The sequence below is a fragment of the Ectopseudomonas toyotomiensis genome (assembly GCF_900115695.1).
GTDB classification, from domain to species: Bacteria; Pseudomonadota; Gammaproteobacteria; order Pseudomonadales; family Pseudomonadaceae; genus Aquipseudomonas; species Aquipseudomonas toyotomiensis.
Genome location: NZ_FOXK01000004.1, coordinates 228,654 through 243,295, shown reverse-complemented (window position 1 = coordinate 243,295; position 14,642 = coordinate 228,654). Strand labels below are relative to the sequence as shown.

Genomic DNA, 14,642 nt, shown 5'->3' with positions numbered 1-14,642 from the left:
AGCATGAGCAGCATGCAACATCAGGAGGTCGATTTCAGTCGGCCGCAGAACCAGGACCTGATCTGGGACCTGGACAGCATGGCCCGCCGCGAGCTGGCCGAGCGTTTCATCAAGCTGTTCGAGAATCGCCTGTGCGTCTATTCCGAATCGGTGGGGCAGCTGTACACCAACTACAGCCTGCACTTCCCCACCGATCTCGGTCGCAAGATGGTGGTGCTGCCCAACCCCTACGCCTTCCACGACACCCTGCACGGCATCGACAGCCAGGCCATCCGCAAGACGGGCCTGTGCGTATTGCCGGGCAAGGTTCTGGGCAAGCCGGGCCTGCTGCTCAGCACCCAGATCAAGGACGATGGGCCTGCGCCCAAGACCATGCCCTTCAAACCGGCACTGGCGCAGATCATCAGCAACCAGAAGAAAATCGGTGATCTGTTCCTGCCGGTATTGATGAAGGGCGACCTGCGTGAGTTCGACCAGCAGATGCCCTACATCCACCTGCATCGCCTGCAACTGGCACGCCTGGAGCGACTGTCGAGCTTCGAGCGCGACGACATCCAGCAAACCATCACCCGTAAGCTGCTGATGCTCTATCGACAAGCCGACAGCCTGGTGTGCTGAACCGCCGGCATCAGTACAATCGCCACCCTTTTCATATTTGAGGACGCCGGATGTCCTGGCTCGAACTCGTTGCTGCCGGGCTCGGCATCGTCGCGGTATGGCTGACGGTCAGACAGAACCCCTGGTGCTGGCCCATCGGCCTGGTGATGGTGTTGCTCTACGCCTGGCTGTTCTATGACTGGCGCCTGTACTCCAATCTGCTTCTGCAACTGTTGTTCGCCGCGCTGCAGCTCTACGGCTGGTGGCAGTGGACCCGTGGCGGCGAATGCCATGATGGGCGCAAGGTCAGCCGCCTGGGCATGGTCGCAGCCCTGACTGGCCTGTTGATCGGCACGCTCGGTGCCGGGCTGCTCGGCTATCTCATGGCGACCTACACCGACGCCAGCTCGCCCTGGCTGGATTCAGCGCTGACTGCCTTCAGCCTGGTCGCGCAACTGTGGATGGCGCAGAAACGCCTGCAATGCTGGGCGCTTTGGGTGGTGGTAGACCTCTGCTACGTGGCCTTCTTCCTCTATAGCGAGCTGTATCTTACTGCTGGTCTCTACGCTGCTTTCACCGCATTGGCCGTCAGCGGCTGGTTGAGCTGGCGTCGCGACCCGGCGTTGCAGTACGCGCCATGAAAGTACTGGTGCTGACCGGGCCGGAGTCCAGCGGCAAAAGCTGGCTTGCGGCGCAAATACAGGCACGCTTCGGTGGCGTGGTGGTGGGCGAGTACGTGCGCCATTTCATCGATGAGCAGCGGCGCGATACCTGTTACGCCGACATCGCCGAGATCGCGCGCGGGCAACTGGCCTGGGAGGATGCTGCGCGGGCAGTCAGGCCGCCACTGCTGATTCTCGACACCCACCTGCTGAGCAACATGCTCTGGAGCCGTTGCCTGTTTGGCGACTGTCCGCAGTGGTTGGAGGCCGAATTGCTGGCGCGTCACTACGACCAGCATCTGTTGCTCGACCCCGCTGGCGTGCCCTGGGTCGAAGATGGCCAGCGTTGCCAGCCACAGTTGGCAGAGCGCCAGGCTTTTCATCAGGCTTGCCGGGATTGGCTGCAGGGTAACGGGCAGCGTTTCTGCGAACTTTCAGGTGACTGGGACGAGAGGCGACAGGAAGCGCTGAAGCAGGTCGCAACGCTGCTCGGCTCAGCGAATCAGTACGCTGGCCCAGGCCACTAACAGGCTCAGGCACACCACCAGCGTCAACGGCGTACGCAGTGCCGGATACCATTGCGGCGCCAGTCCTACGCGTACCGCGTGCATGTCTGCCAGATACAGGCCGATAAAGGCAAAAAGGAAAATCGGTAGCGACAAGCCCATCGGCAGTCCGCCAGCCAGTGCAGCCCAGCCCAGCAACGGCGGGATCACCGAGAGCCCCAATTGCAACTTGGCATTCTCGTCGGTTTCCTCCGCCCGCATCGCCAACCCCCAGTGGATGGCGCCCATGAAAGCCAGGATCACGGCTGCGAAATCCAGCAACGCCCCCAGCACGAAAGGCCGCCAGCCCATGGGAATCACCCAGATACCCAGCGCACCGCCAACGAATGGAACCAACCCGGCATAACCCAGCAACACGGCCAGTTGCGGCGGCTTCTCGGCGTCGAATGGGTGCATGGCGATCTCCTTGGCGATAGGTGTCCCGAGCACCTTAGCAGTGTTTCTCAAGCGTTACAGCCATGAGTCTCAGCGCAGACGATGCTTGTGCAGCAAGCGATAGAAGGTTGGCCGAGACACCCCGAGCGTCCGCGCCGCCTGGCTCATGTTGTTGGCGTAGCGGCCCAGGACGTCGTTCAGCGCCTGCCGTTCGGCCCGCAGTATGTAGTCTTCCAGCGTTACCGGGGCGTCGATGCTGGCCTGTGCCGGGCGCAAGCCAAGGTCGGCTGCAAGAATCTGTCGCCCTTGAGCCAGCACCAGTGCGCGTATCACGCGATTGCGCAGCTCGCGCACATTGCCTGGCCAGGTATGGCTGATCATGGCGTCGATCGCTTCTTCACTGAAACGCCGATGATGCCGCCCGATCATCGCCCCGTGCTGTTTGGCGAAATGCTCGGCCAGCAGCGACAGGTCGCCTGGATGTTCGCGCAGATTCGGCGTTTGCAGCTGTTGCGCCGCCAATTGATGAAATAGATCCCGTCTGAAACGTCCCTGCTGGACTGCCTGCGCCAACTCGCCTCGGTCCAGGGTCAATAGATGTGTTTGAGGATGGCGCTGCAGGTAGTCCAGCAACCTTTGCTGGTCAGCCGCAGAAAGCAGGGAGGCGTTTTCGAGCAGTACGCTGGTAACGCTCGATGCGGCGAGAGCGCCCTCGTCGAGAGGCTCGGCGCAGTCGATAGCGCGCATGGCCTGGGCTGCAAAGGATGAGCGCTGATGGAGCAAGCGGGCCAGAAGATGTTTGCCACTACCACGTTCCCCGCTGACCAGCAGCGGCCCATCGATACGACTCAGGCGATCCAGCTGCCGACGCAGACTGCGCGCTGCACCGCAATTACCCAAGAACTGCGGCAGTTGTCGTCCGCTTTTCAATCTGCGCAAGCGAGTGACTGCCTGCGCCTGTTGCAAGGTCTCCAGTAAGCGGGGCATTTCCCCCGGCAATGTCAGCGCGGCGAAACACCATTCGCCGGCCAGCTCTTCGCTGCCGACCTGCCTCAATCGCTCGGCATCCGCCAGCACGATGCAACCCAGTCCCGTCAGTTGCAGCTGTTTGAGCAATGCATGACTCGGTCGCTGATCGAGGTACAACAAGAGTGCGTCACCTGCATGGCCATTGAGCGTTTCTGGCGTGCAGTGCTGCACCGACCAGCCAGCGGCCTGCAATGGTTGAAGCAGCGCTTCGCATGCATCGAAAGGATCGAGCATCAGTAATTGCCGGGATGCGACGGAAACAGCCTCCAACATACTCCATCCTTGGCGCCATTATTTTGTAATTCCAATAAAAACAACAATTTGGCGCTCGCAAACGTAAAGCTAGCAAGAACTTTGACGCTTCATGGATCATTTCTCTATATGCATTGTTCCTACTGGTTATTGCAGAGTTTTCATGATCAAGGGGATGGCACCTTGCCAATAGTCTGCAGTATTGGCATAACAGACCGATTAATAAGAACGCTACAAGGAAGTCTCTGATGCGTCTGCTCCGCCGTACCCTTAAAATTTTCATCTTGCTGGCGCTTATCGGCCTGGCGGTGGCGCTGTATTACGTCGCCAACCCCAACCTGCCGACCTATCAGCAGCCCAGAGATTTGCACTATCTGGACCAGTGGAGCGAAGAGCAGCGCCAGACCTATTACTACACGCCGCAGGGCACCACGGTTAAAGGCCTGCGCTATGACTGGTTCAGCGCGCTGGAAATGCCATTCGGTACCGAGAAATTCGCCCGCCTCGATTATCTGGCCCGCTTCGGCTTTCTCACCGATCCCAAGCAGCAGCCAAGCGCTCTGAATCCCGGCAATCTGCCTGTCGGTTTTACCCGTCACCAGGACAACGAAAGCGGCGAGCACTTTCTCGATATCAGTTGCGCCGCCTGCCATACCGGCGAGCTGCGCTACAAAGGCCAGGCCGTGCGTATCGACGGCGGTGCTGCCCTGCACTCGCTGGCCTCCACCGTACCCACCCTGCGCGGCGGCGGTTTTGGCCAGGCGCTAGGCATGAGCATGGCCTTCACCTATTACAACCCGCTGAAATTCCGTCGTTTCGCCCAGGAAGTCCTGGGTGATCAATACCCGCAAGGCCGTGACCAACTGCGCGAGGACTTCAAGCAAGTGCTCGACCGGCTGCTGGCTACGGCTTTCAACGACTGGCACCGCGGCCTGTATCCGACCGAAGAAGGCTTTGGCCGTACCGATGCATTCGGTCGTATCGCCAATACCGTGTTCGGCGATGTGCTGGATGACGCCAACTACCGCGTCGCCAATGCCCCGGTCAGCTACCCGCAACTCTGGGACATCTGGAAATTCGACTGGGTGCAATGGAATGGCTCGGCCATGCAGCCGATGGCGCGCAACGTTGGCGAAGCCCTTGGCGTCGGTGCCAGCCTGCATCTGCTCGACGAACACGGCAAAGGCGTCGCCGAGGCTGATCGCTATGCCTCCAGCGTGCGCCTGCATGGCCTCTACACCCTGGAGGAAACCTTGAAACGGCTGCAGCCACCCAAGTGGCCAGAGGCTGTATTCGGCAAGGTGGATCTGCCGCTGGCCAGCCGTGGCAAGGCGCTCTACACCGAGAATTGCGCCTATTGCCATGCCCCCGATCCCAAGCCGCGCGACCAGCGCCTGGCTCCTTCGCGCGACCCTGAGTGGAAGATGCGCGTCGTACCGATCAGCATCGTCGGCACCGACCCGACTACCGCCGACAACATCGCTGATCATCGTTTCGATATCAGTCGCCTGGGCTGGACCAAGGCTGAGCTGTCGCGCCTGGATGTGAAGTTGTTCGGCTCCAGCCTCGATGAGGTCGATTTCAAGAGCATTTCCAGCGCCAAGGGCCTGGCCTATATCACCGCTTACGTGGAAAACCGCGCCTATCAGGACGCCGGCATCGGGCCACGCCAGCGCAAGGAAATGGACGGCTATGGCCTGCCTATCGGCGTCCAGGAAAAGCGCGGCTACAAGGCCCGCCCACTCGACGGCATCTGGGCCACCCCACCCTTCCTGCACAACGGTTCGGTACCCAATCTGTTCGAGTTGCTCTCTCCCGTATACGAGCGGCAGGCCCAGTTCTGGGTCGGTAATTTCGAATTCGACCCGGTACGCGTGGGCTATCGCAGCGACAAGTTCCCGGGGGGCTTCCTGCTCGATACCCGCGTTACCGGCAATGGCAATGGTGGCCATGAGTTCCGCGATGGCTGCCGTCAGGAGGGCGTCATCGGGCGCGCCTTGTCACCCGACGAACGCCTGGCGCTGATCGAATACCTGAAAGTGCTGGGTAATGCCGATCTGGAAACTCAGCTCAGTGACGTGCCGGTACAAGCCTGGACGCCCGGCCCGAACTGCGAAGGCTGATTTCAACCGATATCTAGAACAAGGATTGCAACGATGTTGAAACGCTTTTGGCTCTGGCTCGGTCGCCTGCTCGGCAAACTGCTGCTCACCGTCGCCCTTGTAGGCCTGGTTGGCTGGGGCCTGGGTGAAGCCTATTACGCCTGGAAATTCTCCGGCCCGGTTTCCACGCAAGAACAGATCGCGCCGGATGAGGCCGCGCTCACCAGATTGATCATCGAAGACGCGGTACGTATCGTCGAGCAGCACCGCGACAATACCCGCGTGCTGCGCGATGCGCATGCCAAGGCCCATGGTTGCGTCAAGGCCGAAGTCCAGGTGCTGGACGATCTCGATGAGAGCCTGCGCCAGGGTGTGTTCGCCGAGCCGGGCCACACCTGGCAGGCTTGGATGCGCCTGTCCAACGGCAATGCCTACCCGCAGTTCGACCGTGCTCGCGATGCGCGCGGCATGGCCATCAAACTGCTCGACGTACCTGGCGAGAAACTCATGAAGAGCTCGGCGCATGCTGGCGAACAGGATTTCGTGATGTTCAACCATCCAGCCTTCTTCGTTCGCGACGTGGCTGAGTACCGTACCAACTTCGCCGCCCAGGCCGATGGCAAGAAGGCCCTGGCGTTCTTCCCCAGCTGGGATCCGCGCACCTGGGAGGCACGCCACCTGATCATCGCCCTGAAGACCCTGGCTCCGGCGCCAGAAAGCCCCGTGGCCACTACCTACAACTCCATCGCGCCGTTCAAGCTCGGCGAGTTGAACATCAAGTACCGCGTGGTGCCGGCCCCACAGAATTGCCCACCCTACGAGCTGCCGGAACAAAACACCGACCTGCCCAACTTCCTGCGTAATGCGCTCTACCAGCAGTTGTCACTGGACCGTGCGCCGGCCTGTTTTGAACTTCAGGTGCAAAAGCAGAACGCGCAGTACTACATGCCCATCGAAGATCCGACAGTCGAATGGAGTGAAAAGATATCGCCCTTCGAGAGCGTTGCACGTATTACCGTACACCCGCAGGACTTCGATAGCCGTGAACAAAACCTGTTCTGCGACAATTTGTCCTTCAACCCCTGGCATGCACTTCCCGAACACCGGCCTATCGGTGGCATAAACCGTTTGCGCAAGTCGGTATATGAGGCGGTAAGCGCCTATCGCCATCAGCGCAACGCCCCAGCCCCCGCTAACGCTGCGCCGCAGCCAGTTGCGCAAGAAACAGAGGTGGAACTTTCGCAGTAGAGAGTTGTAGCCGGCGAGACGCCAGAAGTTTTTATCAAGGCACACTACACCGGTAATAAAACTTTTTTCAGCCATGTGTGACTTATGGGTCTGCTGAGTTCATCAACAACATTGAAAGGCCAACATCAATAACCTGTTGGCCGCCATTGATTGTTGGGAACAACTCGGAGAAGCCGACCCCATGAACACACCGCTGCGTTTCAACGAAGCCCTGCTGATTGCCGATCGCGCCTTCCGCCCGTTCCAGTGCGTGGCCTGGGCTCCGCAGGACGGCACCGGCGTCGTCAGCATCAGCGTCATCGACCGCACCAACACCCGCCTGCTCGGCCGCACCCAGCTGTCCAGCGCCACTTACAGTGACCCGCAACAGCTGGAAGACGCACTGCAGCGCTCCCGTGATGAGCTGCGCAGCCAAGGTTTTGACCTGGCGCCTTGGAGCATGCCGGAATAAACCCCGCCGGGGCGCCTTGCGCGCCCCCAGATTTGCCCGTTGCGCCTGGCCGCCAGCGACTGCAGACTGCTGCGATCACCCACTGTGCCGAGCCTAGCGCCATGCTTGAACTGCGCCCCAACTGCGAGAACTGCGATGCGATCTGCCTGCGTCCAGTGTTGATGCCCTGATCTGCTCCTTCGAGTGCACCTTCTGCCGCTCCTGCGCCGAATCCGTCCTGGCGCTACGCTGCCCGAACTGCGGTGGTGAACTGGTGAAGCGCCCGATTCGCCCGGCCGAAAAGCTCGAACGCTTCCCCGCCTCCAGCAAACGCGTACTCAAGGCCTGACATGAAAAAGGGGCGACTCCAGTCGCCCCTTTTTCATGTGCAAGACGCTTATCAGTAGTAGGCGTTCTCGCGATTGCTGTGGTCGGTCACGTCACGCACCCCCTTGAGTTCAGGAATGCGCTCGAGCAAGGTCTTCTCGATGCCTTCCTTGAGGGTGTAATCGGCTTGGCCACAACCCTGGCAACCACCGCCGAACTGCAGCACGGCAATGCCCTCTTCGACCACGTCGATCAGCGTCACCTGGCCGCCATGGCTGGCCAGGCCGGGATTGATCTCGGTCTGCAGGTAGTAGTTGATGCGTTCGTTGAGTGGACTGTCTTCGTTGACCATCGGCACCTTGGCGTTCGGCGCCTTGATGGTCAGCTGGCCGCCCATGCGATCGGTGGCGTAGTCGACGACTGCGTCTTCCAGGAAAGGCTCACTGATGCCATCGATCCAGGCGGTGAAACTGGCCAGGCCAACGGCGGTGTCTTCAGGCTTCTGCTCACCCGGCTTGCAGTAGGCAATGCAGGTTTCCGCGTAAGGCGTACCCGGCTGGGTGATGAAAACTCGGATGCCGATACCCGGAGTGTCCTGCTTGCTCAGCAGCTCGGCCAGGTAATCTTCGGCAGCTTGGGTAATGATGATGGCGCTCATGGCAACTCCTCGCGAACATGAGCGCAGTGTACGCCAGAGCGCCGCCCGGTTAAAGCCCAACTAAATTAGTAGGAATTGATCGCAGCCATAGCTGCCATGCAACAAGCGATCTGGAGCGCACTTCACGTGCGCTCCGGTGCGTTTAGAGGTTCTGATAGCGGTTCATATCCAGCACGCCTGTCTCCAACGGCTGGGTTTCGCGAATATGCTCGGCGAGATCGTGAAAATAGCGCCAGAACTCGGGATGACTGCGCCGTACACCCCAGCGCTCGACGATTTGCTCGAAGGATTTTGCGTCGCTAACACCTTCCATCTGCTTGACGAAGGTATCCACCTCCCCCGCTTCGACCGTGAACAGGAAATTCGGGTAGCTGCTCAGCACTTCCGGGTAGATGGTCAGGGTGTCCAGGCGCGGTTGATAGCGCAGCTCCTCTCCCAGCATGAACGCCACGTTGCTGTGCGCACGGTTGCGCAGCAGGCTGTAGATCTCGCGCGAACCATCACTCAGTTCCACCCGCAACATCGTCGCCTCTGGCAGTTGATCGATCACCCGCAAGCCGCCCGCCGGACGACTGGCCAGGCGCGCCAACGTCTGCTCGACATCTTGCAGCTCCCTGGGCAAACCGTCGCGATAACACTGCGCGCCCGTGCAGCGGTTGATCGGATCAGGACGCGCGTTGAGCTTGGCGTAGCGCTGCAGCAGCTGTTCGGCGAACTGCTTCTTCGGATCGTCACCGGTCAGGCCAATGGCGCTCGGTGAACGATGATCGACCGAGGTGTAGTCCAGCAGCATCTTCAACTTGCCGCTGTTCTGATACCAGTCATCCAGGTAAGCCTCACGAGAACGCGCCGGCAGCAGGCGCAGGAAGTTCACTTCGGCGCCATTGCGGATCAGATCGAAATACAACCGCGTCTGCGCCTGGTGCGAAACGTTGCCGAACACGTCGAAGTTGACCACCAACTGGTAGTAGGTGCGCTCCAGCAGCGGGTAATCCATCCACCAGAGGGTCTGCGGAATTTCCCCGAGCAGGCCTTTGCGCACCGAGGCACTGTCGTGCTGGCGAAAGATCGACAGCAGCGCGTTGTCATTGCCGCTCCAGATATGCGCCCAGTCCGCAGGAGGTGCGTCGGCGTAAGCGTCCTTGCGCAGGTTCTCGTAATCGTTGCGCTTGTCGCGATAGTTGCGCCACAGGCCCAACAGATCGCCGATATCGTCGAACTGGCCGGGCATGGCCAACAGCGGCGTGGCCTCGCGCTGGTAATTGGCATCGGTGATGTAGAGATCGTGCTCCGGCGCCTGGAACACGGCCCAGAAGTTGTCGCGAATCACGTCAGTGGCGATCTGCCCGCGGCACACCGGACCACGGATGAAGGTACGCACGAAATACTCGGCGTTATCCAGCATGAACTGATAGCGCGCACGCGCCGGAATCGCGGCGAAGGTTTCGAAGGGGTTGGCGCGACGTTGTGCGCCGTAACCCGGCACAGCGTCCAGCGCCCAGTCTTCGCCGAAGAACAGCTCCTTGACCCGCGCCAGCTTGGCGTCATCCAACGGATAGGTGATATGCGTCTTGTGCACGATCACGCCCTGGATCGGCCATAGCCGGTAGTAGAACTCGGTGCCCGGATCGTCGTTGGGGCGGCGCGTGGCGATAGGATCGATGGGTTTGCCGCTGGGGGTACGCGAACGGACCATCTGGAAGAAGTGCCCAGGCTCACCGCCCTCGAAGTGCAAATGCGCGAGGAACAGGTGCTCGTAGAGCCAGCGCGCCACCAGATCCTGCCGCGCACCGGGCGCATTCATGAAGCTTTCCCAATCCTCCACCTGGCGCAACTCGATTGCACTGGGTTTGAGCGCCTGTTCGGCGACCGGTGCACCCTGGGCCAGCCACTGTTCCAGGGTGGCGTACTCGTCATCGTTCAGCCCCGTCACGGCGAACGGCATGCCGCCATGGGGATTCTTCTGCGCATAGGCAGCGAACTCGCCCGGCAATGGGCAGCTGTTGCTGCGGGTGATGGCAATGTCGAGATTGTCAGGGAGCTTGGCATTGGGCTCGATCGGTTGGCTACGACCCAGCTCCAGCATGCGTTTGATCAGCGCCGCCTGGTCGTTCCCGCCATCGAGCACGGAATGAAAGTCGCGCTGGCGCCAGGCTGCCTCGCCATGTGCGTCCAGATAAAGCCGAGTGGTCGCTTGCGCCTTGCTGCGCGTACCGTCGTACACCAGTTGCTTGCTGGCGCCGCGAGCAATGCCCTCACCGCTACCGAGATTGAGCTGGCACGGCGCGTCATAGCAGGTATGGCAGGCCACGCATTTGTGGGTGAGGATCGGTTGGACATCATCGATATAGGAAATCGCTTCCGCACGGGCCAGGCCAGCTGCGAAAGAAAGAAGAAACAGAGCAGCAGGCTTGAGCATGACCACGTCCTTGAGTGCGATGCTGGCAATTCTAACGAGACGGCGCCCCCAGCAACATGAATGAAATTCATGAAAAGCCCGCTAGTGCTCCAGAACCCTGCAGCTTTGCTATCATCGCCCACCTTTGTTTCCGCTTTGCTCAGGTAGTTCTCATGTCCGATCGCAGCGCCCGCCTCCAAGCCCTCCAGCAAGCCCTGAAGGAGCGCATCCTGATCCTCGATGGCGGCATGGGCACCATGATCCAGAGCTACAAGCTGGAAGAGGCCGACTACCGCGGCGAGCGCTTCGCCGACTGGCCGAGCGATGTAAAAGGCAACAACGACCTGTTGTTGCTCAGCCAGCCGCAGGTCATCGCTGCCATCGAGAAGGCCTATCTGGATGCCGGCGCCGACATTCTGGAAACCAATACCTTCAATGCCACCCAGGTATCCCAGGCCGACTACGGCATGGAAGGCCTGGCCTATGAGCTGAACGTCGCCGGTGCCCGTGTAGCCCGTGAAGTGGCCGACGCCAAGACCCTGGAAACCCCGGATCGCCCGCGCTTCGTCGCCGGCGTGCTTGGCCCGACCAGCCGCACCTGCTCGATTTCCCCTGACGTCAACGATCCCGGCTACCGCAACGTTACCTTCGATGAACTGGTAGATAACTACACCGAGGCCACTCGCGGCCTGATCGCAGGTGGCGCCGACCTGATCCTGATCGAGACCATCTTCGACACCCTCAACGCCAAGGCGGCGATCTTCGCCGTGCAGCAAGTGTTCGACGAAGACGGCGTCGAGTTGCCGATCATGATTTCCGGCACAATCACCGACGCCTCCGGCCGTACCCTGTCCGGCCAGACCACCGAGGCGTTCTGGAACTCGGTGCGCCACGCCAAGCCGATTTCCGTCGGTCTGAACTGCGCCCTTGGCGCCAAAGACCTGCGCCCGTATCTGGAAGAACTGTCCAACAAGGCCGACACCCACGTCTCTGCGCACCCCAACGCCGGCCTGCCCAACGCCTTCGGCGAGTACGACGAATCGCCTGCCGAGATGGCCGCGGTGGTCGAAGAGTTCGCTGCCAGCGGCTTTCTCAACATCATTGGCGGTTGCTGCGGCACCACGCCGGGGCATATCCAGGCCATTGCCGAGGCGGTCGCCAAGTACCAACCGCGCGCCATTCCAGAGATTCCGAAGGCCTGCCGCCTGTCGGGCCTCGAGCCCTTCACCATCGACCGCAACTCGCTGTTCGTCAACGTCGGCGAGCGTACCAATATCACTGGCTCGGCCAAGTTCGCCCGGCTGATCCGCGAGGAGAACTACACCGAGGCACTGGAAGTCGCCCTGCAGCAGGTGGAAGCCGGCGCCCAGGTGATCGACATCAACATGGACGAAGGGATGCTCGACTCCAAGGCGGCCATGGTCAGGTTCCTCAACCTGATCGCCGGTGAGCCGGACATCTCGCGCGTGCCGATCATGATCGACTCCTCCAAGTGGGAAGTGATCGAGGCCGGCCTGAAGTGCATCCAGGGCAAGGGCATCGTCAACTCCATCTCGATGAAGGAAGGCGTCGAGCAGTTCAAGCACCACGCCAAGCTGTGCAAGCGCTATGGCGCCGCCGTGGTGGTAATGGCCTTCGACGAGGTCGGCCAAGCCGACACCGCCGCGCGCAAGAAGGAAATCTGCCAGCGCAGCTACGATATCCTGGTCAACGAAGTGGGCTTCCCGCCGGAAGACATCATCTTCGACCCGAACATCTTCGCCGTCGCCACCGGCATCGAGGAACACAACAACTACGCCGTGGACTTCATCGAAGCCTGCGCCTTCATTCGCGACAACCTGCCCTATGCGCTGAGCTCAGGCGGCGTGTCCAACGTGTCGTTCTCCTTCCGCGGCAACAACCCGGTACGCGAGGCGATCCACTCGGTATTTCTCTACTACGCGATCCAGAACGGCCTGACCATGGGCATCGTCAACGCTGGCCAACTGGAAATCTACGACGAGATTCCCAAGGAGCTGCGCGACAAGGTCGAGGATGTGGTGCTCAACCGCACACCCGGCGGCACCGACGCCCTGCTCGCCATCGCCGACCAATACAAGGGCGACGGCGCCGCCAAGGAAGTCGAAAACGAAGAGTGGCGCTCGCTGCCGGTAGACAAGCGCCTGGAGCACGCCCTGGTCAAGGGCATCACTGCCTTTATCGTCGAGGACACCGAGGAGTGCCGCCAGCAGTGCGCGCGCCCCATCGAGGTCATCGAAGGCCCGCTGATGAGCGGCATGAACGTGGTTGGTGACCTGTTCGGCTCGGGCAAGATGTTCCTGCCCCAGGTGGTCAAGTCTGCTCGCGTTATGAAGCAGGCCGTTGCCCACCTGATTCCCTTCATCGAAGCGGAGAAAGGCGACAAGCCGGAGGCCAAGGGCAAGATCCTCATGGCCACGGTCAAGGGCGACGTACACGATATCGGCAAGAACATCGTCGGCGTGGTGCTGGGCTGTAACGGCTACGACATCGTCGACCTCGGCGTGATGGTGCCAGCGGAGAAGATCCTGCAGACCGCCATCGCCGAGAAGTGCGACATCATTGGCCTGTCCGGCCTGATCACCCCGTCGCTGGACGAGATGGTGCATGTCGCCAAGGAAATGCAGCGTCAGGGCTTCAACCTGCCATTGATGATCGGCGGCGCCACCACCTCCAAGGCTCATACCGCGGTGAAGATCGACCCGCAGTACAGCAACGACGCGGTGGTCTACGTGACAGACGCTTCGCGCGCCGTGGGCGTGGCCACCCAGTTGTTATCCAAGGAGTTGAAGGCCGACTTCGTGCGCAAGACCCGCGAGGAATACGTCGTAGTGCGCGAGCGTACCTCGGCCCGCGCCTCGCGTACCGAGCGCCTGGGCTATGCAGACGCCATCGCCAACAAGCCGGCCTTCGACTGGAACGGCTACGTCGCACCCAAACCGAGCTTTACCGGTGCCAAGGTGCTGGACGATATCGACCTGGCGACGCTGGCCGAGTACATCGACTGGACGCCCTTCTTCATCTCCTGGGACCTGGCTGGCAAGTATCCGCGCATCCTCACCGACGAAGTGGTTGGCGAAGCCGCCACCGCGTTGTTCGACGACGCCCAGGCGATGCTGAAGAAGCTCATCGACGAGAAACTGATCAAGGCCCGCGCGGTGTTCGGCTTCTGGCCAGCCAACCAGGTCGCCCATGACGACATCGAAGTCTACGGTGACGACGGCAAGCCCCTGGCCACCCTGCATCACCTGCGCCAGCAGAGCATCAAGCCCGACGGCAAGCCGAACCTGTCGCTGGCCGACTTCGTCGCGCCGAAGGAAAGCGGCGTAACCGACTATGTCGGCGGCTTCATCACCACCGCTGGCATCGGTGCCGAGGAAGTGGCCAAGGCCTACGAGGCCAAGGGCGACGATTACAACTCGATCATGGTCAAAGCGCTGGCCGACCGCCTGGCTGAAGCCTGCGCCGAATGGCTGCACGAGCGTGTGCGCAAGGACTACTGGGGTTATGCCAGGGATGAACAGCTGGACAACGAAGCGCTGATCCGCGAGCAGTACAAGGGCATCCGCCCTGCCCCCGGATATCCGGCCTGCCCGGATCACACCGAGAAGGCCACGCTGTTCAAGCTGCTCGACCCCGAGGCTGACTACAACAAGGCGGGCCGCAGCGGCGTGTTTCTCACCGAGCACTACGCCATGTTCCCGGCGGCAGCGGTGTCCGGCTGGTACTTCGCCCACCCAGAGGCGCAGTACTTCGCCGTGGGCAAGGTCGACAAGGATCAGATCGAGCAGTACAGCAAGCGCAAGGGGCAGGACGTCGCCGTCAGCGAACGCTGGCTGATGCCCAACCTGGGCTACGACGACTGATGCCAAAGAGCCCGCAATCGCGGGCTCTTTTCATTCATGCAGCACGAACCAGGCGCGACTCGCGCCGATCATCGAAAAGCTCGAACTCTCATGCATGGGCGCGGCTCCAAAACC

General features: G+C 61.1%; 11 protein-coding genes and 1 pseudogene. 8 read left to right on the top strand and 4 right to left on the bottom strand.

The annotated features are described in order from the left end of the window. Positions 1-3 precede the first annotated feature (3 nt). The 3 genes from BM186_RS09900 to BM186_RS09890 are packed head-to-tail and all read left to right on the top strand — an operon-like array spanning position 4 to position 1,786. Positions 4-618, top strand: coding sequence for a hypothetical protein (locus BM186_RS09900; RefSeq protein ID WP_017676920.1), 615 nt, complete (start codon positions 4-6; stop codon positions 616-618). Positions 619-668: 50 nt separating this feature from the next. Beyond that, positions 669-1,238, top strand: coding sequence for a nicotinamide riboside transporter PnuC (gene pnuC / locus BM186_RS09895; protein WP_074915003.1), 570 nt, complete (start codon positions 669-671; stop codon positions 1,236-1,238). Further along, a complete protein-coding gene (locus BM186_RS09890; RefSeq protein ID WP_074915002.1) occupies positions 1,235-1,786 on the top strand; it encodes an AAA family ATPase in 552 nt (183 codons plus the stop codon). The genes pnuC and BM186_RS09890 overlap by 4 nt, the downstream gene beginning before the upstream one ends. On the opposite strand, the gene BM186_RS09885 is transcribed toward BM186_RS09890, so the two are convergent. Together BM186_RS09885 and BM186_RS09880 are read right to left on the bottom strand one after the other, a co-directional pair. Further along, the gene (locus tag BM186_RS09885; RefSeq protein WP_072424029.1) at positions 1,754-2,221 is read right to left on the bottom strand and encodes a DUF3429 domain-containing protein; all 468 of its coding nucleotides are present in this window, start codon (positions 2,219-2,221) and stop codon (positions 1,754-1,756) included. The genes BM186_RS09890 and BM186_RS09885 overlap by 33 nt on opposite strands. 69 nt (positions 2,222-2,290) lie before the next feature. Beyond that, positions 2,291-3,463: a sigma-54-dependent transcriptional regulator gene (locus BM186_RS09880; RefSeq protein ID WP_241519867.1), complete on the bottom strand. Its 1,173-nt coding sequence runs from the start codon at positions 3,461-3,463 to the stop codon at positions 2,291-2,293. Between the two features lie 266 nt (positions 3,464-3,729). Between BM186_RS09880 and BM186_RS09875 the strand changes: the two genes are divergently transcribed. The 4 genes and pseudogenes from BM186_RS09875 (at position 3,730) to BM186_RS09860 (ending at position 7,610) form a co-directional block, all read left to right on the top strand. Next, positions 3,730-5,604, top strand: a complete 1,875-nt coding sequence (locus tag BM186_RS09875) for a di-heme-cytochrome C peroxidase (protein WP_074915000.1) — start codon at positions 3,730-3,732, stop codon at positions 5,602-5,604. Positions 5,605-5,637: 33 nt separating this feature from the next. Continuing rightward, entirely contained in the window at positions 5,638-6,831 is a 1,194-nt protein-coding gene (locus BM186_RS09870) for a catalase family protein (RefSeq protein ID WP_074914998.1), read from the top strand. A gap of 181 nt (positions 6,832-7,012) precedes the next feature. After that, positions 7,013-7,282 (top strand): hypothetical protein, encoded by a 270-nt coding sequence (locus tag BM186_RS09865; RefSeq protein WP_003460201.1) that lies wholly within the window; start codon positions 7,013-7,015, stop codon positions 7,280-7,282. A 101-nt stretch (positions 7,283-7,383) separates the two neighbouring features. Continuing rightward, positions 7,384-7,610 (top strand): annotated as a pseudogene (locus tag BM186_RS09860) (DUF1272 domain-containing protein). Between the two features lie 51 nt (positions 7,611-7,661). On the opposite strand, the gene nfuA reads toward BM186_RS09860, so the two are convergent. Beyond that, positions 7,662-8,246, bottom strand: coding sequence for a Fe-S biogenesis protein NfuA (gene nfuA / locus BM186_RS09855; protein ID WP_072424033.1), 585 nt, complete (start codon positions 8,244-8,246; stop codon positions 7,662-7,664). Between the two features lie 142 nt (positions 8,247-8,388). Next, positions 8,389-10,665, bottom strand: a complete 2,277-nt coding sequence (locus BM186_RS09850; protein ID WP_074914997.1) for a fatty acid cis/trans isomerase — start codon at positions 10,663-10,665, stop codon at positions 8,389-8,391. A 152-nt stretch (positions 10,666-10,817) separates the two neighbouring features. Here BM186_RS09850 and metH point away from each other — a divergent pair, with 152 nt between their 5' ends. Further along, positions 10,818-14,528, top strand: coding sequence for a methionine synthase (gene metH, locus BM186_RS09845; protein WP_074914995.1), 3,711 nt, complete (start codon positions 10,818-10,820; stop codon positions 14,526-14,528). The last annotated feature ends 114 nt before the right edge of the window (positions 14,529-14,642 follow it).

Bases quoted from the DNA above. Each gene is read 5' to 3' on its own strand.
- BM186_RS09900 (WP_017676920.1), top strand. From the start codon at position 4: ATGAGCAGCATGCAACATCAGGAGGTCGATTTCAGTCGGCCGCAGAAC.
- pnuC (WP_074915003.1), top strand. From the start codon at position 669: ATGTCCTGGCTCGAACTCGTTGCTGCCGGGCTCGGCATCGTCGCGGTA.
- BM186_RS09890 (WP_074915002.1), top strand. From the start codon at position 1,235: ATGAAAGTACTGGTGCTGACCGGGCCGGAGTCCAGCGGCAAAAGCTGG.
- BM186_RS09885 (WP_072424029.1), bottom strand. From the start codon at position 2,221: ATGCACCCATTCGACGCCGAGAAGCCGCCGCAACTGGCCGTGTTGCTG.
- BM186_RS09880 (WP_241519867.1), bottom strand. From the start codon at position 3,463: ATGCTCGATCCTTTCGATGCATGCGAAGCGCTGCTTCAACCATTGCAG.
- BM186_RS09875 (WP_074915000.1), top strand. From the start codon at position 3,730: ATGCGTCTGCTCCGCCGTACCCTTAAAATTTTCATCTTGCTGGCGCTT.
- BM186_RS09870 (WP_074914998.1), top strand. From the start codon at position 5,638: ATGTTGAAACGCTTTTGGCTCTGGCTCGGTCGCCTGCTCGGCAAACTG.
- BM186_RS09865 (WP_003460201.1), top strand. From the start codon at position 7,013: ATGAACACACCGCTGCGTTTCAACGAAGCCCTGCTGATTGCCGATCGC.
- nfuA (WP_072424033.1), bottom strand. From the start codon at position 8,246: ATGAGCGCCATCATCATTACCCAAGCTGCCGAAGATTACCTGGCCGAG.
- BM186_RS09850 (WP_074914997.1), bottom strand. From the start codon at position 10,665: ATGCTCAAGCCTGCTGCTCTGTTTCTTCTTTCTTTCGCAGCTGGCCTG.
- metH (WP_074914995.1), top strand. From the start codon at position 10,818: ATGTCCGATCGCAGCGCCCGCCTCCAAGCCCTCCAGCAAGCCCTGAAG.